Genomic DNA, 21,679 nt, shown 5'->3' on the forward strand with positions numbered 1-21,679 from the left:
AGATTATAAGTTCCTAGTTACCCATCCTTTATGAGATTGGTTCTATTCCGCATTTTTCGCGGTAAGTATTAATTTTCTGGACCATAGGTCCAGAAATTCCAAGTTTCGATATGAGTATTGTAATCGTCTTTTTATCCGTCATATGAATTAATTGATGCACATCTTTATGGAGAATGCGAAGGTTTTTAAATTGATCGCTTCCATCAAGATGTACTGGGATATAATGATGACAGTGAACTTCATTAGCATAAAGGAAATTGCCTGTGATTTCACATTTCCCCATTTTCATACTGTATCGGCTAATCCGATTATCCAAATATTCAACACTTCGTGCCTGAATATTTGACTTCATCAATAATGCAATTTCCCGTTGAATATCCGTTTGAATCTTTTTATGTATACGTGCTCTTCCTTCAATTGTAAAAGGGGTAAGACCATGACTAAAGTTCATGGCGTTCCTAGTTTTTACATTAGAAAGAGGGAATAGATATACATTAGCTACTTTAAATGTTTTAGTTCCTCTGCTGTAGAATTTCTTATAAGTAGGAGATGCATTTGATGGATGTTCATATATACCGACGGATTTTAGACGATTGTACATAAAGGATTGCAGTTCGTAGGCAATACGAGAGAACTCTATATTAACATGGGTTGCTCGATTGAAATAATTATGCATTCCTAAGACGAAACTATTGAAAAGTAAAGCATTTTGAGATGTTGGGGACACTCTTAGTATCTGAATGCGTTTTTTCGCTTCAGCCTTGATTTTCTGCCTTTTGTTATCTTTTATTCCCGTGTGGGCAACCCTCTTGTTTCTTTTCTTGTTCGCCCGAATCGTGAAACCTAGAAATTCTGAATTGCGTTTTCGAAGGTTTACAATTTGAGATTTTTCTGGCGAAATATCTAATTTTAGGCGGTCTTTTAGGTACTGCCTTACGGCAGCAAACCATCTTTGGGCTATTTTCCAATCTCGACAGAGAATTTTAAAGTCGTCTGCATAACGAACCAAATATCCTTCTTTAAGATTGGTACGTTTTTTGGCACACAGCTGACCTTCTCTTGTTTCGTATGGTCGATTTAAAGGAAAGAACTCCCATTGTGTAGATACCCATTGGTCTAAATCATTAAGGACAACATTTGAAAGTAAAGGCGATAACAATCCACCTTGAGGTGCCCCTTTTGAAGGGATTCCTTCTCCATCAATTTCAGCTTTTAGCATTTTGGAAATACAAGCTAAGACCTTTTTATCTTGAATACCTAGATTCCACAGTTGTTTGATAAGCAAAGTATGGTTGATATTATCGAAGAAACCCTTAATATCAATGTCAACTACATAGTGAAGTGATGCGTGATTAACTAAGGATTGTACTCTTGCCATTGCATGGTGAGTAGACCGAAGAGGTCTAAAACCATAGCTATGTTTATAGAATTGAGCTTCTGCAATAGGTTCCAGAACTTGCTTGAAGCACTGTTGGATAATTCGGTCTAAAATACAAGGAATTCCAAGCGGCCTCATCTTTCCATTTTCTTTTTCAATCAGTTTTCGTCTTACTTTCTTTGGACGATAGTTTCGTAATTTACTTTGTACAGTGGTTACTAGTTCATCTTCAGACAGTATTTTTATATCGCTTATAGTTTTACCATCTGTTCCCGCAGTTTTTGAACCTTTATTAGATTTTATGATTCGATAAGACAGTAGAATATTTTCTCTTGATGTAATAATGTCATATAATCGGGTAAAAGATTCTTTACGAGTGGCTCTATCATATAAATCCGTAAAAGTTTCAGTCATACTGTAGTAATCCCAATATCGTAGAGCTTGCACTGTGGCATCCCCCCTCTCCGAGGTGATGTTCCCACGTTCATACCCGATCGGTGCAATGCACTTTAGGAAAATAATCGTTTGATTTCGCTAGACTCGGGGCTGTTCCTCAGCTCCCATTACAGAAGTTTCATAGGTCGTGCCCCTACCCTCACAAGGATAAATGTATTTCGGTTTACCCTTATAACAACCATTTCAGGTGACAGCCTTCGTTTCAATGTTCCTTGCTTTCCGCGTTCCTTACAACCTAGCTATCCTTCCTAGACGTAGGTGCTTTCTTTAAGCCTGTGAGCTGGATATCACCATAGTTCGATATAGCGTGTTTCAGAGGGCGCATTTTTACTCCACACCACTCACACCATCGTTAGATGGTCCATAGGTTTCCATATGTTCAATCTTTAGACCCTTAAATTCGAAAGTTCGTCGGTTCCTATACCTGGAACGATTCTCACCATATCTAGTTTTTCAGCCGCCCGGCATATCCATTGGCATGGCATCACGGAAAAAAAAAGTGAGGCTTTAGCCTCTGTTCTGCCGACTCCACCTGGCTTCATACCCCATAATCTGTCAATTATGACGCATGCAGGAGTATTGTCGGGATGGTTTCAGGTAACATGGTTCCGTCATTCCCATCCTCAGTTGTAAAGTTGAGATTTTAATTTTAGTATTAGCAAAAAATGAAAAGTCTCCTGTTTTTCGCATTTTAGTGCTTATAACAGAACACGTCGCACGCGCCCGATTGCGGAATATCGTTATTAAAGTAAAGCCCCCGTTACTTTAAGTACATTTTTTCACAATCTTGCTTTTGGAACAAACAAAAAGGCGACTTACATTTTTAAAATTACACCACCTACTTTGTTCGGAAACTATCCTCTTTTTACTTAAGTTCAATTTTCATTGTATCTACTGCCTCATTCTTATTGTTTTCTCTTGCAGTAATCGTTACGTGCTGTTCATCATCCCAAGTAAATAGGAAAAAGTCCATCTGGTATTTGTCGCTTCCTGAAAACTCACCATATTTCTGTAAGTCACTCCCGACTTCCCCACAATAAACTTCAATAGGCACTTTATCGTAGTCAGAAGACATTCCTTTTGAATAGGTGTTCCTTCTTAATTCAACAATATTGAAGTGTTTGGGGGATTCGCTCTTCTCAAAAGGGATAAACCCTAATTCTCTTTGAACAACTTGAAATGGATTAGATTTAATCCCTCTGTTTGGTACTTTAAATTCAATCACCTCTGGAGCTTGTTTTTCCCCAAATAGCAGAATTGTTGCTTCTTCGTTATTTTTCCAACTTATTGAAATATCAGAAGGGTTTAGACTTTTTCTATCATTGCTGACTTTACGTTGGATTTTATAGTTTTCATACGAAATCACAACAGTTGGGTCATCGAAAGTAAGAGTTCCTTTTACTTTCACCTTAATGGTTTGGTTTTGGTCAGGAGATTTGCTCACAACCATTTCCCTATCTTCTGTAAGTTTATCGTATACCTTTATAGAAAAAGAGACAGTAAAAACAACGATTAACACAAGTAGAATAAATCCCACAATTAAACATCCCGCACCAGATAGAAACTTGGTACGCTTGACTTTGTATTCTAACTCATCATCATCTGCCCACATTTTGATTCTCCCTTTATATACATATGTGTTCAGTGAGTATTTCTAAACCGAACAAAGGTGTTTTTGAATAAAGCAAAGTACAGCATTCCTTATTTAAAAAAAGCACCTTTACTTTAATTTCCATATTATTCCTCAATACATAGCAATTATATATATATAGAATTTCTATGTATATATTTATAGTAGTATTATCACTTTAAATAATCACCCATTATTTAACTAACCTGCCCTATTGCTTAAAACCGATTATTTCAAGGTAAAGTGATTAATTCAATACCTGATAAATTAATTGGCCCTAAAATAGAAATAGGCACTGATCCTTGCTAAAGGATAGCGCCCGATAGTTGAATAACTAAAATAACTAACCTATATCCATTGATGTATTCGAAGAATAAATTTTATAAGTCTTCATTGTTGATTCATTAGGTCCTTAAAGGATTTTTATTCTTAAAAAGAGAATTTAAATAATATCTATGAATATTCAAGGGGGGAGTAGTATGAAACAAGATTTTAAAAAGAAAAAAATTCAAATTAATTATAGAAAGCAATTAAAGGATAAAGGTGCAAAACATTATAACAAAGAAATTATTATTACTGCTATTATGCTAACAATGATACTGCTAGTGTTTTTTCTGTTTGACTATAAGCCATTTCAAAATAAAGATATCCAAATAAGGGAAGTAGAAATAAAAAAGTAAATATATACTCAATCTGAAAGTAACTTAACCTCTTACCCTTTTTTAACAAATATTCCTCTTCAGTCATCTTCCTCGTTTGTCTAATAAGTAAAAAAGCATCCCTCTGTTAAAGGAATGCACCTCATTATTTGAATAACACATAACTTAACTTGAAAAATTGTCCTTATTATTCAATTTCTTTAGTAATTCAATTATTTCATCATTCTGTTCAAGTTGCTTTTTAGTAGCTGATTTTATGTTTAACAATAAAGAAATAAGCCACCAAGCCAAAAGAATAAAAGGTATGAGTAATAAAAATGGGATAATTGAAGTTATAAATGTTACCATCTTAATTTCCCCTTTAACAATTTTTAATGTAATTGTTCATTTAACAGTTATTACTTATTACCTTATTATTCTGTAAGTATTTGAATTATTTATTCCTTCTCGAACTAACCTGTCCGTTAGCACAACAAGAAAAAGCTGCCGGTAATGACAGCTTTGATCTTTAACTATTGCACCCATTAGTTGAAGAGTGGTGAATAGATTATTAAAAGAACTCCTAATAAAATAAGACCAAGAATAATAATTAATCCATTACTAAAATCTAATACGACACCTAAAATCACCCATAACAAATAGAAAATTTTATACTTCCTACTTTCATTTTTATTATTTTTATAGGCTTCTTTAATAAACCACCCTAAAATGATACTTCCGCCAACAACCAATATAATCCCAATGGCCACTTCTTTCATAATTGTATGGTTTTCTTACTCCTTTTAAGGAATTTATATACCTGTTAGTTTATCACTGTTCCACTTCAACTATCCTGCCCCGTTAGTTCAAGTGAAAACTTTCACAAACTTCATGCTGATGTTGATACAAATATCCATTTTTCTGGAGAGGCTTCCTCCATTAAATGGCCCTATACATAAAGAAAGAGCGCAATTTCTACTCTGGAAATGCGCCCGATTGTTGAAGATCACTGCTTAAATCATATACTATTATCTCTAACTTTTTATAAAAAATAGATTCATAATACCTTAGTCATAAATACACTGTTTGGGTCATCAATGTAATCTGAAAACGGCTTGCAATATTGAAACCCGAAGCCCGCGTACAGTCTTCTAGCTGGTTCAAAAGCATTCATTGAGCCTGTTTCCAAACTTATCCTGGAATAGCCACGTCTTTTGGCTTCTTCAATTATTTGTTGAAGAATTCGTTTTGCTACACCTTTCCTTAGATGGGATGTAGATGTTCGCATTGATTTTATCTCTCCATGTAGACTATTTAATTCTTTAAGCGCACCGCATCCAAGTAATTCATTTTTTTTCCATGCACTCCAGAATGTAATCTCTGGTCTTTGCAGTTGCTCAAGATTTAGTGCATGTATACTTTCGGGTGGAGAGTTCAATGCCATGCTTAGAAGATGTTCCTTTACAAATTCAGCAACTTTTGTTCCAGTTAAATCATCAAGTTTAATATCCATAAAAGACCCTCCAAATCAATATACTTTTTAAATCCTAATAATAATTCACCTAACTTTCAACAGTAATGGAAGGTTATCTCACATACAAATTATCATAACTAGTATCCTTTTCTTTAAAGAACAAATTTTTTAACTATTCAGAAATTGAATTCCTTGTTTATCTAAACTGACCATTACTCGAATAAGGAAAAAGCCTTATTCCTTATTGAAGTAAAGCACCCGTTAGTTGAATAAGATGGTAATTCTAATTATTAATGGCTTTGTTTGAATATCCTATTACGACTGCTTTAAAGGGACTCTTATCTATTTTACTGACATTAAATAAGAAACAATTTCAGGAACTCTCTTCTTAAAGAAATAATAGTTATGTTCTGCATCCTTAATAGTCTCAAATTTCGCATTGGGCAATTTCTCTCTCAATATTGTAAAAACCGCTTTGTTTGATGCTAAAAATTCATTACTTATCATATCTTCTTTACCTGCCTCCTTCGTTCCACAATCTAAGTAAAACATTTCAATCAATGACAAATCGGTATCTTGTATTAACTTTTCAATTTCCTCCTGGTTACGGTAAAAAGCTGAAGACAAAACAGCTATGCTTTTGAATACTTGAGGATAACGGCACATAGCGTAAGTGGAAATAAGTCCTCCTAAGGAAATTCCTGCCATTGCAGTACGGTCTTTTAACGTACGGTATTTATTGTCTATGAATGGCTTTAGTTCATTCACGATAAAGTCTACATACTGTATCCCTTTTCCACCAGCTGAACTAGCCTGACCTAATATTTTCTTGCTATATTCCCCATTTATCCAAGGACAATATTCATTTATTCGTTCTTCGCTATTTTGATCTATTCCGACAACGATAACTTCCAATCCATTTTCATCTAAGTAGTTTTCAAGTTCTAAAGATGTGCCACCAATTGCATCATTATCCTGAAAAACATTTTGCCCATCGTGCATATACAACACGGGGTAACTCTGATTTTGCTTGTTGTAATTTTTAGGTAGATATACTCTAATCAGTCTTTCTTGTTCGAATGAAGTTATATATATAGGAAATATTTCTAACACGACTATTCCGCCTTTCTCTATCATTTCTATATTTTAAATCTTACCATAATTTTCATTAATTCCCTTGTATCCTTGTAGAACTAACCTACCCTTATATACAGTATGATTTTTGACCGTATTCATCGTAAATAACGAAACAAAAATAGCGTATTTTCTAACTTTGTTTACTTATTATCTTCAGTAAGTATTTATAGTTTTCAACGTTAACAAACATAGGACTTTATTTGGAGGGGTGGGTATGATAGGCTTGGCTGCCTGATGAAACAACTGCTTCAGCCTTTCAAGACAACTCATACCCACGGAGGCTCCAAGTCAAGTCCTTAAACGCTTATCTATGGATACATATAAACAAAGATAAAAGGTGCACCATTCCAAGGATTTATTCCCGATACTGTATATAACTGCTAGTTAGTTGAACAAGAAAAAGGATCGCCGCAGCAACCCCCTTGTTAAACTCCAGCAACCGTTAGTAATAAATAGATTAAGGTCCAGTACCACAAGATACCTTATAAATGTTATCAGCAGTCTTTTTTGCATAGCATAAGGATGGAGTGGTACCCGTTACATTGTCCCAATCTTTCCATAAAACTTCATATAGCTTTCCATACTGATCATCCTTATAATTTTTGTCATTTATTACTGCAAAAAAACTTTGATAGGGATGCCCTGATTTTTGAATATAGTTTCTTATTGCACTTCTTGGAGAATTGTCATTGTGAATGATTGGAGCTAATAATGGTGATAAAATTATAAGAATTAATATTACAGAACTAACAATAAGAATAATGTTTTTCTTTTTCAATTCCTTTCCTCCTTTCTTTTATTTGGAATAAATATAAGGTTCTATATTGAAAAGTGAACTTCCTTCTTCATTAACCTGCTCCGTTAGTGGAACAAGAAAAAAAGCCGCCGTAGCAGCTGATGATCTTCAACTCTTGCACCTGTTAGTTGCGTGATGACTTGATCTACATTTTGCTTACTCCTTTAATTAACAAAGAAATTGAAAAACATTACGGCAAACCTAAGCAGTTTTATTGACAAAAAGATTCTCCAAATCAAGAAGCTGGAACAAGGCAGCTACTACTTTGATGTAACAGTTCAGGTAACGACATTTGAAGGAGCCCACAATCCCCCTAATGATTTAGTCACCATCACTTTCAATAATCATCGTTACCCAGGTTGGCGGGCGATTGATTTCAAAAGCAGAAGGTTAAAACCAAACGAAGATCAATACAGACATCCTTAGTAAAAGGGTTGTCTTTTTTTGTTCTTCAACTAACCTTCCCTTTAGTTGCATAAAAAAAGAGACCGCCATTGACGATCTCTTAATGTAACTAAAGCACCCGATTGTTGAAGATCAAGATAATTATTATGATTGCTGCTTTTAGCTTGTTGAACGTGCTCGTTAACGTAATTCGTCATCCCTGTAAGGGTGATTCATCAATATTCTTTGCTTCTCTATTTCTAACTCATTTGCAAATTCAGGTTAAACAATATTCATGACACGGACCAAATGGGCTTGTTCCAACTTCTCATAGAAATTCCTCCCTTTAAAACGCCGCTTTGTTTTGACATAGAATTTTGCACACATTATATTCTGCTTTTACTCGTTTGTTTTCAGGTAAATGTTTAATAAGGGATAACGCTGAATAAGGAACTTTAATGCTATGGGGATCATTATAAATTTTCGTCCAATAACGTTGGTCTGTAATAGCAGTGAAAAAAGGCTGTGTAACCGCTTCATATAGCAGTTCATTTGGGTGTTGGCGATTTAAATGCATTTGCAGACGATGGAGCTGAAAACCTTTTTTTGATAGGTCTGAATAACCCATTTGTTCCAATTCCACGATAGCGTGAGCAAAGGTAACGCCGTGTTCTAACTCCCCTGTAAAAAAATAGAATACATCTTCCACCTTTCGGTCTGGGATTACAATTTCTAACTCTGCAAAACAGACTTCGATCAAGTCGAACAAAGAATTGTAGGCAGAGATTCCGAAAATGTCATCAAAACTTAAAGCCGTATAGTCTTTGATTCCGTAATAGCGGTTTTGGCGGTCTTTTGAAGCGTGCATAATGGTTTGATAAACACCTTTAGCAATGCTAACTTTGCATAAATCGGGGCGATCCTTTAAGGCTTTTAACCCTAAAACACCAAGGATTACACCGTGTCCAGATGAACGAAGACCCTCTAGATTTGCTTCAATTCCTTTCAAGACGTGCTCTATATGGCAGAGATCCGCAACTTCATCGGTTGAATAAGGAGCAAACAATTCTGGATATTTCCCTATGTAATGCTCACAATTCTGAATTAATCCACTTTTCACATGATCAGGGAGATCATTTTCCTTGTCTAAATAGTAAGCGGCTAATAAGGCTGCACCAAAATGCCCTTCAAACCATCCTTTTTCCCCAGAACGTGCTAAAGCATTTAATCCTAAATCAATATAATTATCAGGTACACCCATTTACATTTCCTCCCTTTTTGCCTAAAAGAAATAATTTAATGATTCAAAAACAAATTATTTTCTCCGTTATTTTAATTGTCGCAGTTGTCTGGATACCGTTATCTAATTTGGAATATGGAAAATACGACAACTTTGACTTTCTACTTATGTATTTATACATATATCTATTCCTTTGACTAGGGAATAACTGGATATGTATATCGATATAATACCATATGACTGCCTTGTCGGCTCCACTAATCTGCCCGTTACTTTAAGTACACTCCTTCACAATCTCTATTTTTAAAATAAATATCCAAATTAACTACCAAGTGCTATTCAAGAATATGGCCCGTTTGCTGAAGATCACTGAATAATCAGTGTCATCTCATTGTATGAGGTTGTTTTCATCCGAGATACATGTTCAAATAGGGCGAGACAAGTATTCATTTTTTCGAGACGGTGGTTTAATTTAAACGAAATATTCAATCTGGTAAAAACCAACCTGTCATTCGGTTGTAAATTCACTTTCATTCATCGGTAAATATTATGTTATTCCTGGTACATATCGGTGGCCGTTATCATAATGAGTGGCTTTAAGAAAAATGGGGATTTAAGTGTGACAAAAATTGTCGCGGAAATGTTCTGTTTGTCCAATCGCAAGCGAGACAAATGTGATATCTTATACATAGTAAAATATTTTGAAGTAAATCTAGCTTAATAGAAAGTGGGGTTTACGGGCGATGACCACACAAAAAAGAGAACTCAACAACGGTCCAGTCATCCAGAAGGAAAAAGAAATGGTTACAAAAATGATAGATTTGTACTGTCGAAAAAAACACCAACGTAATGAATTATGTGAACAATGTCAGGACCTAAAGTCTTATGCATATAAACGACTTTCACTTTGCCGTTTTGGTGAAGAGAAAACGGCTTGCTCCAATTGCACTGTTCACTGCTATAAACCAGATTATCGTCAAAAGATGAAAGCCGTTATGCGTTTTTCTGGTCCATGGATGCTACTGTATCACCCAATATATTCTGTGAAACATTTGTTGAATAAATGAGAATGCATTAAAATAAAAATGCTCTTTTCTAAAAGATTGTTGTTTTTTTTATAGGTTTTAGAAAACCGTTGATAAAGAAGTTGATTGGAGCGGAAGGTGCTCGACTCCTGCGGGAGCAGCGGGACAGGTGAGACCCCGCAGGAGCTTTAGCGACGAGGAGGCTCACCGCCCGCCCCGCGGAAAGCGAGCACCTGGAGCGGAAATAAACCACACTTCTCTTTTAGTAAATAGCAACAAAGTTTACGAAGACAGTCAATAAAAAACACCACGAACTTTCGGGTGTTTTTTATTTTGAAAGAAGTTCATAAACTGGGTCCAATAGTTTGTCAATCTCTTCAACTAGATTAGGGTTATCTTCTGAGTCCAGCCAGTGCTCAGGTATAGTCCTGTTATTGCTGGGACTACCCTTTAAATAGCTATAAATAATCTGCGCTTCATCAATGTCCTCACTGCTTATCTCTAGGGGAGAATGAAACGCTGCATTTTTAAAACAGATAAATATATTTGATCTAATCATAGATCTAATTAGTTCAAAATTTATAGCTTCAAGGGCAAATTTTTCGCAAAATAGAACTTTATTCCCTTTAATGAGGAAAAGTTTGATCGTGTGCTCACTTAGGTGTTCTATCATGGCGATATTATGATTCTCTTTTGTGAACGCGATCACCTTTTCTCTATTTAAGAGGAAGTTTAATGATTCGATTAGGTCTCGATATTTTGCTGCAGTTTCAAAATCAAAATTCTCGGAAGCATTAAGCATTCTTTCCTTCAAATCTTCAAGAATGCTTTTGTCAGTACCATTCAGTAACGAGATGATTTTGTCCAAAATCTCGTTGTATTGCTCGATTGCAGAGCCGCCCAAACACATGCCAATGCACATACCTAAGGAGTAGTTCAAACAGGCTACTTTCTTATTAGAAGGGTTACTGCAGTTAATTTTTAAGAATTCTTTAAGTCCTTGTAAAATTTTTTCTACAGAACTTTTGCTTGAATAGGGACCAAAATAAATATTGTTGTCATTTTCAATAGTGCAATTGGTCAATTCTATTTTTCGGTATTCTTCATCCATCTTTATCACAATATAGGTATATGATTGAGGACTTTTCATTTTTTTATTATAGGTTGGCTTAATTTCTTTAATTAATTTGCATTCAAGCATAAAGGCTTCAAATTCTGTGTCTGTAAGAATGTAGTCAAAGTCCTTTAAGTTTTGGACCAGCTTTTTAACCTTTTGGGTATGGGATTTAGAATTTTGAAAGTAGGATTGGACTCTATTCTTTAGATTTTTTGATTTACCGACATAAATGATACATCCAAGTGAATCTTTCATTAAGTAAACCCCAGGAGTGGAGGGAAGGTTTTTAACCTTATCTTTTAAATTAATATGAATTCCTCCCATCACATGAATTCCTACTATTCTACCATAATTTCTAGAAATCAGTGTTGCCATAAAGTTTCGTACTTGATTTACTCAAGCAGTTTTCATACGGATAAATTAGGGTTATGCTATTAGTAAAGCCCAAAAGTTTAGATTGGGCACAATATATATTGTTAAGATTCAGTTTCATCTAACGATATTGTGATACTCAAAAGGCTAATGTTGGAATAACTATGTCAATAACAGCTTTAAGTGATATATTCTATAAAGAAAGGTGCGTGTTTTAAATGAAAAAAGGTTTTTTAGGAATTGGAATCTTTATTGCGGTGATTGTAATTATTGGTGTAATGCTGATGTCCAGTTATAACAATTTTGTCAATTTAAATGAAAATGTCGATCAATCGTACGCCCAAATTGAAAATCAGCTTCAAAGAAGGCTTGATTTAATACCCAACCTAGTAAACACAGTTAAGGGATATGCTTCACATGAAAAGGAAGTGATCGCCTCGATTTCAGATGCTCGTGCAAGTCTTGCCGGTGCAAAAACTCCGAAAGAGGAAGCGACAGCTAACGCAGAAGTAACAAGTGCTTTAAACCGTTTGCTCGTAGTAGTAGAAAACTATCCGGATCTTAAAGCGGATAAGCAGTTTACTCAGTTAATGGATGAACTTGCTGGGACAGAAAATAGAATCTCAGTGGCTCGAAAAGATTATAATGACCAGGTAGCGGTTTATAACAAAAAGGTAAAAAGAATGCCAGGAGCAATTGTAGCAAGAATGACTGGATTCGATGAAAAGGAATATTTTAAAGCGGATCCTAAAGCGGCAGTACCACCAGAGGTTGATTTTGGAGGCAATCAATAATGAAAGCCAAAAGAGTCTTTAGCTTTCTTTTAGTTATATTTACCTTTTTTCTATTTGGAGGAAAAGGTTTTGCTGAGGAAATAAAGATTCCTGCTCCTGTTGGAGATATTTATGTACAGGATTTTGCCAATGTTTTAAATGAGCAGGAAAAAGCCGAATTAATAAATATAGGCCGAACAATTGAAGATCAAACAACCGCACAAGTTGCGGTCTTGACCGTCGACACAATAGGAGATCGCTCAATAGAGGAATTTTCGAATGAAGCTTTTCAACAATACGGAGTCGGGACCAAAAAGGAAAACAATGGGGTTTTGCTTGTATTGGCTTTGAATGATCGCAAAGTAAGGATTGAAGTTGGGTATGGGCTAGAAGGTAGACTTCCAGATGGAAAAACAGGCCGGATACTGGATGAAAATGCGATCCCTTTCTTGCAAAATAAACAACCGGACAGAGCCATTGTTGAAACATATAGGGTGTTAGCTAATGAAGTTCTAAAAGAATATGGCAAGGAAGGATTACAGACAACTGATAGTGGTCAGCAGGCAACTAGCGATAATGGACAAAAGGCAGCTGAGAGTAAAGGAATAGGCATTCCTACTTGGTTGATCATCCTTATAGTTATTGTTGTAGTAATTCTTGATTTTAAGTTTTTTGGGGGAACCCTCACATATCTTCTCCTCTCCATAATATCAAGAGGAGGAGGAGGCCGAGGCGGTGGTGGTTCTCGCGGAGGCGGAGGAGGCTCATCAGGTGGCGGAGGTGCAGGACGAGGTTGGTAAGGTCACCCATCGGAGGTCAACCCGCTGTGTTAATAAACAGGTAAAATGGATAAAATTAAAAAAACTAGTGCTCGCTAATGTAACAATAATAATGGAGTGATGATATGAGTAAAGCCAAAGCTAAGAGTGGAACCGGTAGAGGAACAGGCAAGAAGGGCTGGAATCGTTGGAAGGCTGGAGCCAACAAAGCCAAAAGTGCCAAACCGTATGTAAGCAAAGGTGTTAAAAATGCCGATGCAAAGGTAGCCAACAATAGTAAAGACGACACATCAGAAATATAGCTTATGCTGAAAAGGTTGTTTCCTTTCATTCACAATGCAGCCCTTCGTTATGATTTAGAAGGATTGCTTTTTGTGTTTTGTAACCAAATTGGTGGATGAAAATGATAAAAAAGTAAAACAACTTTAAACAAATTATGTAATTGAGTTATAATATCTATGATTAATTATTTGGTAGAGATTAAAGTTGAAAGTGAGTGTTCAGTTTATGGGCCGTAAGTGGAACAATATTAAAGAAAAAAAGGCGTCAAAGGATGCAAATACGAGTCGTATCTATGCAAAATTTGGAGTGGAAATTTATGTCGCTGCAAGACAAGGTGAACCAAATCCAGAATCAAATCAGGCTTTGAAATTCGTCCTTGAACGTGCCAAAACCTACAATGTACCAAGACACATAATTGATCGTGCGATTGAAAAAGCAAAAGGTGGTTCGGAAGAAAGTTATGTTGAACTTCGTTATGAAGGATTCGGACCAAGTGGGTCTATGGTAATTGTTGATGCACTGACAAATAACGTGAACCGTACCGCATCAGATGTGCGCGCTGCATATGGTAAAAATGGTGGCAACATGGGAGTAAGTGGATCTGTTGCTTATATGTTTGATGCAACAGCTGTTATCGGGGTTGAAGGTAAAACAGCAGATGAAGTGCTTGAAATATTAATGGAAGCAGATGTAGATGTACGTGACATTATAGAAGAAGATGACTCAGTTATCGTTTATGCCGAGCCGGACCAATTCCATACTGTACAAGGAGCATTCAAGAATGTTGGGATAACTGAATTTACTGTTGCTGAGCTAACAATGCTTGCCCAAAACGAAGTAACACTAACAGAAGAAGCACAAGAAAAATTCGAAAAAATGATAGATGCGTTAGAGGACTTAGAAGACGTTCAACAAGTGTACCATAATGTAGACCTTGGTGATTAATAGATTAACCTGAGACTTATGACGGCCTCCGTTAAGTGATGAGATCCGTAAATAATATATAATTTTTTTGGAAAGCCCTCGGTGTCAATTAGACACATGAGGGCTTTTTCTGTTGAATAAGCTGTGTTAAAGGTTGATTTTTTGCACAATGTTGATTGGAGTGGAAGGCGCGAGACTCCTGCGGGAAAAGCGGGACAGGTGAGACCCCGCAGGAGCTTTAGCGACGAGGAGGCTTACCGCCCGCCCCTAAGGTCCGCGAAGCGCCTGGAACGGAAATCAACTTGAATACCAGAATCTTAACATTATCTTGACATTTTCAAGAAAAGTTCTTGAATTTTGTTCGATAAGATGAAGTTGAAAGTTAAATAGTAACTCTTAAAAAGGAGATGGAACAAATGAAATGGAAATATATTTTAGTTGGTGGAGCCATTGCTGGAGCTTTTACGATAGGAGCCGTGTTAGCCCCTATCGGTGTACCCTCAGCGATACCAAACGTCTCCACCGGAGTGGGAAATTTTGCTGTTGTCCAAACATCTAATGAGAAAGAAACTCCACAGAACAAAACTGAGAATTACACATGTCTTATGACTGGAAATGCTATGGGTAGTGGAATGGGAATGGGTAACTATTTTTCGGGCTCTATGTCTAATATCATTGCTGATGCTCTTAATATGACAGTGGACGAGCTCCAGTCAGCCCGAAACGATGGGAAATCTATAGCCGAGCTTGCCAAGGAAAAAGGAGTTAAAACGGAAGATCTTGTGGCTAAGATGATTCAATCAAGAAAAACTGAACTAGAACAGCTCAAAAAAGAAGGAAAGATCACCCAAGATCAGATGGATAATATGTTGGAAAACATGGAGGCTATGATGAAAACAGCCATCGAGCGTAATACTGTGGGCCCGATGACCGGACAAGGTGGAGGAATGATGGGTGGCCATTTCACCAACAATACAGAAAATCTATAATATAGTAATTTGGAATCACCCAAGCAAGTTGTAATAATGTTATAGATGGCTAAAAACTCTGGAGCTTTGCTTCAGAGTTTTTTAAAACGAGCCCTTTGAACTTAACCAAGCAGTCATATTTACCAAAACAGGAACGGCGAACTGCCTGATATAATGTGAAAGAGGAACATGGTAAGGAGGGATGAAGTTTGGGTAAGGTTATTGCGGTTATTGATGATGAAAAAAAAATAAGAGATATGATTAAATCATATTTAAATAATGAAGGATTTGAAACAGTAGAAGCGGAGGATGGAATTTCTGCGGTTCAATTGGTTGAAAATCATCCAGTTGATCTTGTGTTGTTAGATGTAATGATGCCGAAAATGGATGGCTTTCAAGCCTTACGTGAAATCCGAAGGGGACACAGAAAAATACCAGTCATTATGTTAACAGCAAAATCGGATGAAATAGACAAGCTTCTTGGACTAGAAATGGGGGCTGATGATTATATTACTAAACCCTTTAGCATGCGTGAACTAACTGCGCGTATGAGGGCAGTTTTGAGAAGAAGTTCACCAGAGGATGAAAATGACGAACAGGATAAAATCCTTACCAGGGGTGAAATCGAAATCAATTTAAGCAGTTATGAAGTTAAGGTAAATCATGAAACATTGAGCCTAACTCCAACTGAATATAAAATTTTGGTGATGCTATCTCAGAAACCTGGCCGTGTATATAGCCGATTACAACTGATGAACAGCGTGATGGGGGAAGCATTCCTAAATTATGAGCGATCAATCGATACTCATGTAAGTAATTTAAGGAAAAAAGTGGAGAAAGATCCAACTCATCCGAAATATATCCATACGGTATATGGAATTGGTTATCGTTTTGGTGACATAAAATGAAACTTCACACAAAGTTGATCATGGCATTTAGTGTCATTATTTTGTTGATGGGAATAACCCAGTCAGTTTTTTTACAAACAAGGATTCAGTCTACTTTCGAAACCTACCTAGAAGAAAACAATGCCATGTTTATGGGTCGTTTGGAACAGAATTTAGAACTTTATTATGATGAAACTGGCTCATGGGACAATGTTCAGCAAATTTATTTCAATTCCAGTTCTACAAATGGAACGGGTAACGGAATGATGATGCGTGGGATGATGTCCATGAATATGTCTATGCATAATTTCGACTTTCTCCTCTTAAACAAAGATGGAAAGGTCATTGCTGACTCCGCTAGTACTAGAATAGGAGAAGCCGGAGCTGATTTAAAGGGGAAGTCACAGGATTTGTTTGTAAAAGGGGACAAGGTAGGGACGTTAGTCGTCCAGCAACATAAACTTCAAAACCTAGAGGAGGAGTTTTTACACTCGTCCAATATAACCATCTTGTTTAGTGGTTTAGTTGCAGCGGCAATGGCAGTCTTGTTCAGTATTTGGATAGCTAGGAAAATAACTCAACCTTTGAGAAATCTAGTAATCGGAATTAAACAGGTTGCTAGAAGAGAAAAGGTGGATAAAGTGATCATCTCGACAAAAGATGAATTCCACGATCTTGGGGAAGCGTTCAATGACATGTCTCAGAAGTTAGAAAGGAATGAAGAGATTAGACAGGCACTCGTTGCTGATGTAGCTCATGAGTTACGAACCCCTCTTTCGATTCTTCAAGGAAAATTGGAGTCTATTCAAGAGGGGGCAATCGCTCCGACTGAAGAAATAGTTCTTGAACTCACGGATGAAGTTTATCGTTTGAACCGGTTGGTGAGTGATCTACAACAATTGAGTCTTGCTGAAGCTGGCAAACTTCCTCTTCATACAAAGTCTGTTGATTTTAAACAATTTATTGATCGGATATGTATTCATTTGCAGTGGTTGGCTGATGAAAAAGAGATTTCACTCTTACACGATAAGATTCCAGAAAAGTGTTTGGTGGAAATTGATGCTGACAGGATGACACAGGTTATCGTGAATCTTATTGGCAATGCGCTTCGCCATACGCCTAAGCAAGGTGTGGTGGAGATATCAACAGAAGAACAAGACCACTCATTTTTAGTAAGAATAACCGATACTGGTTCAGGAATACCAGAAGATGCCATTCCATTTATTTTTGAGCGCTTTTATAAAAGGGACCCATCGCGTACTCGCAATGATAGTGGTACTGGTCTAGGACTATCCATTGCTAAAGGATTTGTGGAAGCTCATGGTGGATCCATTACCGTTGAAAGTGAAGTAAGCAAAGGGACGGCGTTTTCAATCATACTCCCCAAAAAATAATCCAAGCTGCCTGTTCTATTACAGGTAATTTGGATTTTTTTTTAGGGAAATAGTAAATAAAATTCCAAGAGGGTTTATCCTACCTAGGCATTTGCGTTCGATGAAATGTGTCTCCTTAATGCAGTTCGAAGTTTAGGCAATATTCCTAAGGATACAATTATCACAACAATATCAAGCGGTAAATAGGCCAGCATCCATCCCCAGGCCATTGTATAACTGAAACTATCAGGAGCATCTGCCCAAATTTTAAACGCAACATACATTAAGTTTGTTCCAATAATGTAATTGCATAATATGCTTAAGATTCCTACATTTATGTAATTTTTCCGTGCTACTTTTCTATGGTCACCAATTAATTTCCCTGAAACAAAAGCTACAGCAATAAACGATAATATAAAGCCAAAGGTTGGGCTAAGAAGATGACTAGGACCTCCTTTAAACTGAGCAAAAACAGGGGCACCCACAAGTCCCACAAAGATGTAACTTATCATGGCAAAAACGCCCAACCGACTACCGAGGATTCCACCAGCCAAAACAGCGAACATAAGCTGAAGGGTGATTGGAACACCTCCTATCGTTAAAAAAGAAGTAACGTTTGCACCAACACCCATAAGAGCTACAAATAAACCACAGAGTACTATATCTTTTGTTTTCGAATTCACCATATCGATCCTCCTGAGTAAAATATTTGAAAATTTGTAAGTCATTGATTAATATTCTTACATATGTTAACTTATTTGTAAATATAGTTAACATTAATTTTTAGGGAGGGGTTTGATGAGTAGTTTCTTCATCACGGGAACAGATACGGATGTAGGGAAGACGATAGTTACCACTTTGCTAGCGGCATACTTCCAAAAACAAGGAAAACATGTAATACCATATAAGCCTATACAAAGTGGAGCAGTAGAAGATGGTGGAAAGCTAGTGGCACCAGATATCCAACTTTATCAGCTAGCATTTCCAAAATTGAATGAAGAGGAAGCCAATACATATCTTTTGAAAATGCCAAGCTCTCCACATCTAGCATCTAGAGAAGAAGGGGTAAATATTTTATCTTCGAAAATCATCCAGCATTTTAGATTACTAGAACAAAAATATGACATGGTTTTAGTCGAAGGAGCTGGTGGGTTAATCGTTCCTCTTCAGGATAATGGTTACTGCATGATTGATTTAATTAAGGCATTATCTATCCCAGCTGTTCTTGTTGCGCGAGCAGGGTTGGGGACAATCAATCATACAGTTCTCTCAGTCATGGCTATGAGGAATGCTGGAATACCAATTGCAGGTATTATCCTAAATCAGGTAACAGATGGTGACTCTTCAATTGAACAAGATAACAAAAGAATGATTGAACATCTTACCAACGTTCCAATTATTGGAATGATCCCTTGCTTGAAAAATGTAGAGGAACTGATTAAAAATGATAGATTACTAGACAGGTTTTTAGCTTCACAACAGTTTGAAAACTTAAAGGAGATTGAAGGAAATGAATCAACAAGCACTTCTCGAAAGTAGTAAAAAACATTTATGGCTTCCATTTACTCAAATGACTGATTATGAGCGCGATCCATTAATAATTGAAAGTGGAGAAGGAATTATCCTTAAAGATATTTATGGAAATGAATATCTAGATGGATGTTCCTCTTTGTGGTTAAACGTTCATGGCCACCGAAAAAAAGAAATAAATGATGCCATAAAAAAACAGGTTGATATAATTTCCCATTCAACTCTGCTTGGGGCAGCTAATGTACCTGCCATTCAGCTAGCAGAAAAGCTGATTGAAATTTCTCCAAGTAATCTCCAACGAGTATTTTATTCTGATTCCGGTGCAACATCCGTAGAGATTGCGATAAAAATGGCTTACCAATATTGGCAGAATACCGGTCAAACACATAAAAAAAAATTTGTTACCGTTAATAACGGATATCACGGAGATACGGTTGGGGCAATAAGTGTAGGAGATATTGACCTTTATCACCGAGTTTACGGCTCCTTAATGTTTGATTCCATAAAGGCACCATTTCCTCTCATATACCGCAGTCCTTACAATAGTGAAGCAGAAATTCGCGATAGGGCACTTGAAGCATTGCGGGGGATTTTTGAAGAACGCCATAAGGAGATTGCAGGGATTACACTTGAAGCGATTATTCAAGGGGCAGGTGGTATGAATGTCATGCCGAAAGGTTACTTGAAGGGTGTCGAACAGCTTTGTCGGGAGTTTGATATTCTATTAATAGTCGATGAAGTCGCAACAGGGTTTGGGCGTACAGGGAAAATGTTTGCTGTGGAACATGAGGGGGTTCAACCAGACATCATGACAATAGCAAAGGGGATTACTGGAGGCTATCTTCCGATTGCGGCAACACTGACAACAGAAAAAGTCTATGAAGCATTTTATGGGGAATACGAGGAGTATAAGACTTTCTTTCATGGGCACTCATATACTGGAAATCAACTAGGATGTGCTGCTGCTTTAGCAAATCTACAAATATATCAACAAGAAAACATCGTAGAAAACGCTGCAAACAAGGCTGTTTTAATTGAAAGAGAATTAAGTCAACTGAAACTGTTAAAACATGTTGGGGATGTGCGTCAAGCAGGTTTAATGTGTGGAATTGAACTGGTTAAGGATAAAGAAACGAAGGAACCATTCCCTTGGCAACAACGGATAGGTTATAAATCAACCTTAGAAATGAGAAAACAAGGAATGATCACAAGACCACTCGGAGACGTAATCGTCTTTATGCCGCCTCTTGCAAGCACAGAGGAACAGATAAGGAAAATGATCGGAATCATGAAGGAATCAATCATAAAAACGACAGAATAATAGTTCAAGGTAAAATACAAGGCTCAGTTTACCTGGGCCTCAGGCTGTCGAGAAACTCTCGACAGTCTATTATTTACCTAAAAACTTTAGTAATTAACCGCGTTAATTCGTAATAATATTATTAATAAATAGGCTGTTCAATAAGTTTGTTGATCTCCGTTCCAGGCGCTTCGCTTTCCGCGGGGCGGGCGGTAAGCTTCCTCGTCGCTAACGCTCCTGCGGGATCTCACCTGTCCCGCTACTCCCGCAGGAGTCTTCGCGCCTTCCACTCCAATCAACAGGGTGGTTCCAATACTGACCTTCAACTCAACCAATAAATAATAAAAATAAGTGGAGAAATCAATGTTTAAGCCAAAAGAGTCTATCCAATGTGAATATGGATTAGTGTTTATTGATGAATTAGTCCCAAACGATCACCTTCTTCGCCTGATTGAAAAATATATCGGTTTTTCGTTTCTTCTTGAAAAGGTCCTTCCTTATTATAGTGATGATAACGGTCTTCCTACTGATCCCCTTATTCTTTTTAAAATGATGTTTATTGGTTATCTTTATGGAATTCGTTCTGAACGTCAATTAGAAAGGGAAATAAGAACAAACGGCGCCTATCGCTGGTTTTTAGGTTTGAAATTCACGGACTCGGGAATATTCTGATGACTTTAACAAGGCAATAGAAGAGGATAGAATCAAACACGGAAAAAAGCCATTAAAAGAATAGGAGAAAGTGAAAGAGACTAAAGAAATTCGAGTAAGTAAATGCGTAAAAAAATTTAGAAAGGCTCTTCTCGTAAATTTTGTTGTTCTCTGAACTTATATGTTCTCACTAAGCGGCGATTTCGGGCAGCAGTGGTGAATTCAAGGACACCCGTGGGAAAATGGGCTTAAAGAGCTGCAATGATGCCAAAAATCCGAAGCGTTGTCCGAAAGAGTGGTATTCGGACAGCTTTGGTGATTCCAATGAAGGTCGTGCCCAAATTCGATGTTCCTAGGTAAAAACATTTAAATTTGTTCGAAAAACAACAATCTTTGTGAAAACAGCCAGCCTTTAGAAAGGAAAAAATTGAGCGAAGCTTCGCAGACTAGAAAAGAGCTGCATGGGCTTCGCTACTGTCGGTTACGGGGATTGAAGAATGTAAGTGAACAGGCTCTCCTTACTGTAGCCTGTCAAAACATAAAAAAATTGCAACACATTAGCTAG

21 protein-coding genes and 2 pseudogenes are annotated in these 21,679 nt (G+C 36.9%); 14 read left to right on the forward strand and 9 right to left on the reverse strand.

What is annotated here, in order from left to right; translation table 11 throughout:
- Positions 1–28: 28 nt before the first annotated feature.
- Together ltrA and B1NLA3E_RS02930 are read right to left on the reverse strand one after the other, a co-directional pair.
- Positions 29–1,825 (reverse strand): group II intron reverse transcriptase/maturase, encoded by a 1,797-nt coding sequence (gene ltrA, locus B1NLA3E_RS02925; RefSeq protein ID WP_015592367.1) that lies wholly within the window; start codon positions 1,823–1,825, stop codon positions 29–31.
- Positions 1,826–2,699: 874 nt separating this feature from the next.
- Complete coding sequence (locus B1NLA3E_RS02930) at positions 2,700–3,446, reverse strand: hypothetical protein (protein ID WP_015592372.1); 747 nt, start codon at positions 3,444–3,446, stop codon at positions 2,700–2,702.
- A gap of 497 nt (positions 3,447–3,943) precedes the next feature.
- On the opposite strand from B1NLA3E_RS02930, the gene B1NLA3E_RS02935 reads away from it, so the two are divergent.
- A complete protein-coding gene (locus tag B1NLA3E_RS02935) occupies positions 3,944–4,144 on the forward strand; it encodes a hypothetical protein (protein WP_041580248.1) in 201 nt (66 codons plus the stop codon).
- A 503-nt stretch (positions 4,145–4,647) separates the two neighbouring features.
- On the opposite strand, the gene B1NLA3E_RS02945 is transcribed toward B1NLA3E_RS02935, so the two are convergent.
- From B1NLA3E_RS02945 to B1NLA3E_RS02960, 4 genes are all read right to left on the reverse strand, one after another.
- Entirely contained in the window at positions 4,648–4,881 is a 234-nt protein-coding gene (locus B1NLA3E_RS02945; RefSeq protein WP_015592374.1) for a hypothetical protein, read from the reverse strand.
- Positions 4,882–5,159: 278 nt separating this feature from the next.
- On the reverse strand, positions 5,160–5,615 hold the full coding sequence (locus B1NLA3E_RS02950; RefSeq protein WP_015592375.1) for a GNAT family N-acetyltransferase: 456 nt from the start codon (positions 5,613–5,615) through the stop codon (positions 5,160–5,162).
- 303 nt (positions 5,616–5,918) lie between these two features.
- The gene (locus tag B1NLA3E_RS02955) at positions 5,919–6,689 is read right to left on the reverse strand and encodes an alpha/beta hydrolase (RefSeq protein WP_041580250.1); all 771 of its coding nucleotides are present in this window, start codon (positions 6,687–6,689) and stop codon (positions 5,919–5,921) included.
- A 481-nt stretch (positions 6,690–7,170) separates the two neighbouring features.
- Positions 7,171–7,491, reverse strand: a complete 321-nt coding sequence (locus B1NLA3E_RS02960) for a hypothetical protein (RefSeq protein WP_015592377.1) — start codon at positions 7,489–7,491, stop codon at positions 7,171–7,173.
- 198 nt (positions 7,492–7,689) lie between these two features.
- Between B1NLA3E_RS02960 and B1NLA3E_RS23520 the strand changes: the two genes are divergently transcribed.
- Complete coding sequence (locus B1NLA3E_RS23520; RefSeq protein WP_083935042.1) at positions 7,690–7,935, forward strand: DUF3888 domain-containing protein; 246 nt, start codon at positions 7,690–7,692, stop codon at positions 7,933–7,935.
- 304 nt (positions 7,936–8,239) lie between these two features.
- Here the strand turns inward: B1NLA3E_RS23520 and B1NLA3E_RS02965 are convergent, their stop codons facing one another.
- Complete coding sequence (locus tag B1NLA3E_RS02965) at positions 8,240–9,154, reverse strand: hypothetical protein (protein WP_015592378.1); 915 nt, start codon at positions 9,152–9,154, stop codon at positions 8,240–8,242.
- 722 nt (positions 9,155–9,876) lie between these two features.
- On the opposite strand from B1NLA3E_RS02965, the gene B1NLA3E_RS02970 reads away from it, so the two are divergent.
- Positions 9,877–10,200, forward strand: a complete 324-nt coding sequence (locus B1NLA3E_RS02970; protein ID WP_015592379.1) for a nitrous oxide-stimulated promoter family protein — start codon at positions 9,877–9,879, stop codon at positions 10,198–10,200.
- Positions 10,201–10,486: 286 nt separating this feature from the next.
- On the opposite strand, the gene B1NLA3E_RS02975 is transcribed toward B1NLA3E_RS02970, so the two are convergent.
- Positions 10,487–11,530 (reverse strand): UvrB/UvrC motif-containing protein, encoded by a 1,044-nt coding sequence (locus tag B1NLA3E_RS02975; protein WP_236619601.1) that lies wholly within the window; start codon positions 11,528–11,530, stop codon positions 10,487–10,489.
- A 335-nt stretch (positions 11,531–11,865) separates the two neighbouring features.
- On the opposite strand from B1NLA3E_RS02975, the gene B1NLA3E_RS02980 reads away from it, so the two are divergent.
- From B1NLA3E_RS02980 to B1NLA3E_RS03005, 7 genes are all read left to right on the forward strand, one after another.
- The gene (locus B1NLA3E_RS02980) at positions 11,866–12,441 is read left to right on the forward strand and encodes a LemA family protein (protein ID WP_015592381.1); all 576 of its coding nucleotides are present in this window, start codon (positions 11,866–11,868) and stop codon (positions 12,439–12,441) included.
- Positions 12,441–13,220, forward strand: a complete 780-nt coding sequence (locus tag B1NLA3E_RS02985; RefSeq protein WP_015592382.1) for a TPM domain-containing protein — start codon at positions 12,441–12,443, stop codon at positions 13,218–13,220. The genes B1NLA3E_RS02980 and B1NLA3E_RS02985 overlap by 1 nt, the downstream gene beginning before the upstream one ends.
- 104 nt (positions 13,221–13,324) lie before the next feature.
- Positions 13,325–13,501, forward strand: a complete 177-nt coding sequence (locus tag B1NLA3E_RS23530; protein WP_083935043.1) for a DUF3934 family protein — start codon at positions 13,325–13,327, stop codon at positions 13,499–13,501.
- Between the two features lie 205 nt (positions 13,502–13,706).
- A complete protein-coding gene (locus B1NLA3E_RS02990; RefSeq protein WP_015592383.1) occupies positions 13,707–14,426 on the forward strand; it encodes a YebC/PmpR family DNA-binding transcriptional regulator in 720 nt (239 codons plus the stop codon).
- A 395-nt stretch (positions 14,427–14,821) separates the two neighbouring features.
- Positions 14,822–15,394 (forward strand): hypothetical protein, encoded by a 573-nt coding sequence (locus B1NLA3E_RS02995; RefSeq protein WP_015592384.1) that lies wholly within the window; start codon positions 14,822–14,824, stop codon positions 15,392–15,394.
- 188 nt (positions 15,395–15,582) lie between these two features.
- Positions 15,583–16,281: a response regulator transcription factor gene (locus B1NLA3E_RS03000; protein ID WP_015592385.1), complete on the forward strand. Its 699-nt coding sequence runs from the start codon at positions 15,583–15,585 to the stop codon at positions 16,279–16,281.
- Positions 16,278–17,654, forward strand: coding sequence for a sensor histidine kinase (locus B1NLA3E_RS03005; protein WP_015592386.1), 1,377 nt, complete (start codon positions 16,278–16,280; stop codon positions 17,652–17,654). Before B1NLA3E_RS03000 ends, B1NLA3E_RS03005 begins: the two co-directional genes overlap by 4 nt.
- 83 nt (positions 17,655–17,737) lie before the next feature.
- On the opposite strand, the gene B1NLA3E_RS03010 is transcribed toward B1NLA3E_RS03005, so the two are convergent.
- Positions 17,738–18,319: a biotin transporter BioY gene (locus tag B1NLA3E_RS03010; protein WP_015592387.1), complete on the reverse strand. Its 582-nt coding sequence runs from the start codon at positions 18,317–18,319 to the stop codon at positions 17,738–17,740.
- Between the two features lie 112 nt (positions 18,320–18,431).
- On the opposite strand from B1NLA3E_RS03010, the gene bioD reads away from it, so the two are divergent.
- The 4 genes and pseudogenes from bioD to B1NLA3E_RS23535 form a co-directional block, all read left to right on the forward strand.
- On the forward strand, positions 18,432–19,172 hold the full coding sequence (gene bioD, locus B1NLA3E_RS03015) for a dethiobiotin synthase (protein ID WP_015592388.1): 741 nt from the start codon (positions 18,432–18,434) through the stop codon (positions 19,170–19,172).
- A complete protein-coding gene (bioA, locus tag B1NLA3E_RS03020) occupies positions 19,144–20,484 on the forward strand; it encodes an adenosylmethionine--8-amino-7-oxononanoate transaminase (protein WP_015592389.1) in 1,341 nt (446 codons plus the stop codon). The genes bioD and bioA overlap by 29 nt, the downstream gene beginning before the upstream one ends.
- Before the next feature lie 342 nt (positions 20,485–20,826).
- Positions 20,827–21,120: pseudogene (locus tag B1NLA3E_RS03025) on the forward strand (transposase); the annotation flags it as partial.
- Between the two features lie 408 nt (positions 21,121–21,528).
- A pseudogene (locus B1NLA3E_RS23535) lies at positions 21,529–21,679 on the forward strand (transposase); the annotation flags it as partial.

This window comes from Bacillus sp. 1NLA3E (genome assembly GCF_000242895.2).
GTDB lineage: Bacteria > Bacillota > Bacilli > Bacillales > Cytobacillaceae > Bacillus_BU.

What these genes read in the sequence shown, in the direction of transcription:
- B1NLA3E_RS02930 (WP_015592372.1), bottom strand. Translation starts at nt 3,446, where the DNA reads ATGTGGGCAGATGATGATGAGTTAGAATACAAAGTCAAGCGTACCAAG.
- B1NLA3E_RS02935 (WP_041580248.1), top strand. Translation starts at nt 3,944, where the DNA reads ATGAAACAAGATTTTAAAAAGAAAAAAATTCAAATTAATTATAGAAAG.
- B1NLA3E_RS02945 (WP_015592374.1), bottom strand. Translation starts at nt 4,881, where the DNA reads ATGAAAGAAGTGGCCATTGGGATTATATTGGTTGTTGGCGGAAGTATC.
- B1NLA3E_RS02950 (WP_015592375.1), bottom strand. Translation starts at nt 5,615, where the DNA reads ATGGATATTAAACTTGATGATTTAACTGGAACAAAAGTTGCTGAATTT.
- B1NLA3E_RS02965 (WP_015592378.1), bottom strand. Translation starts at nt 9,154, where the DNA reads ATGGGTGTACCTGATAATTATATTGATTTAGGATTAAATGCTTTAGCA.
- B1NLA3E_RS02970 (WP_015592379.1), top strand. Translation starts at nt 9,877, where the DNA reads ATGACCACACAAAAAAGAGAACTCAACAACGGTCCAGTCATCCAGAAG.
- B1NLA3E_RS02975 (WP_236619601.1), bottom strand. Translation starts at nt 11,530, where the DNA reads ATGAAAGATTCACTTGGATGTATCATTTATGTCGGTAAATCAAAAAAT.
- B1NLA3E_RS02980 (WP_015592381.1), top strand. Translation starts at nt 11,866, where the DNA reads ATGAAAAAAGGTTTTTTAGGAATTGGAATCTTTATTGCGGTGATTGTA.
- B1NLA3E_RS02985 (WP_015592382.1), top strand. Translation starts at nt 12,441, where the DNA reads ATGAAAGCCAAAAGAGTCTTTAGCTTTCTTTTAGTTATATTTACCTTT.
- B1NLA3E_RS23530 (WP_083935043.1), top strand. Translation starts at nt 13,325, where the DNA reads ATGAGTAAAGCCAAAGCTAAGAGTGGAACCGGTAGAGGAACAGGCAAG.
- B1NLA3E_RS02990 (WP_015592383.1), top strand. Translation starts at nt 13,707, where the DNA reads ATGGGCCGTAAGTGGAACAATATTAAAGAAAAAAAGGCGTCAAAGGAT.
- B1NLA3E_RS02995 (WP_015592384.1), top strand. Translation starts at nt 14,822, where the DNA reads ATGAAATGGAAATATATTTTAGTTGGTGGAGCCATTGCTGGAGCTTTT.
- B1NLA3E_RS03005 (WP_015592386.1), top strand. Translation starts at nt 16,278, where the DNA reads ATGAAACTTCACACAAAGTTGATCATGGCATTTAGTGTCATTATTTTG.
- B1NLA3E_RS03010 (WP_015592387.1), bottom strand. Translation starts at nt 18,319, where the DNA reads ATGGTGAATTCGAAAACAAAAGATATAGTACTCTGTGGTTTATTTGTA.
- bioD (WP_015592388.1), top strand. Translation starts at nt 18,432, where the DNA reads ATGAGTAGTTTCTTCATCACGGGAACAGATACGGATGTAGGGAAGACG.
- bioA (WP_015592389.1), top strand. Translation starts at nt 19,144, where the DNA reads ATGAATCAACAAGCACTTCTCGAAAGTAGTAAAAAACATTTATGGCTT.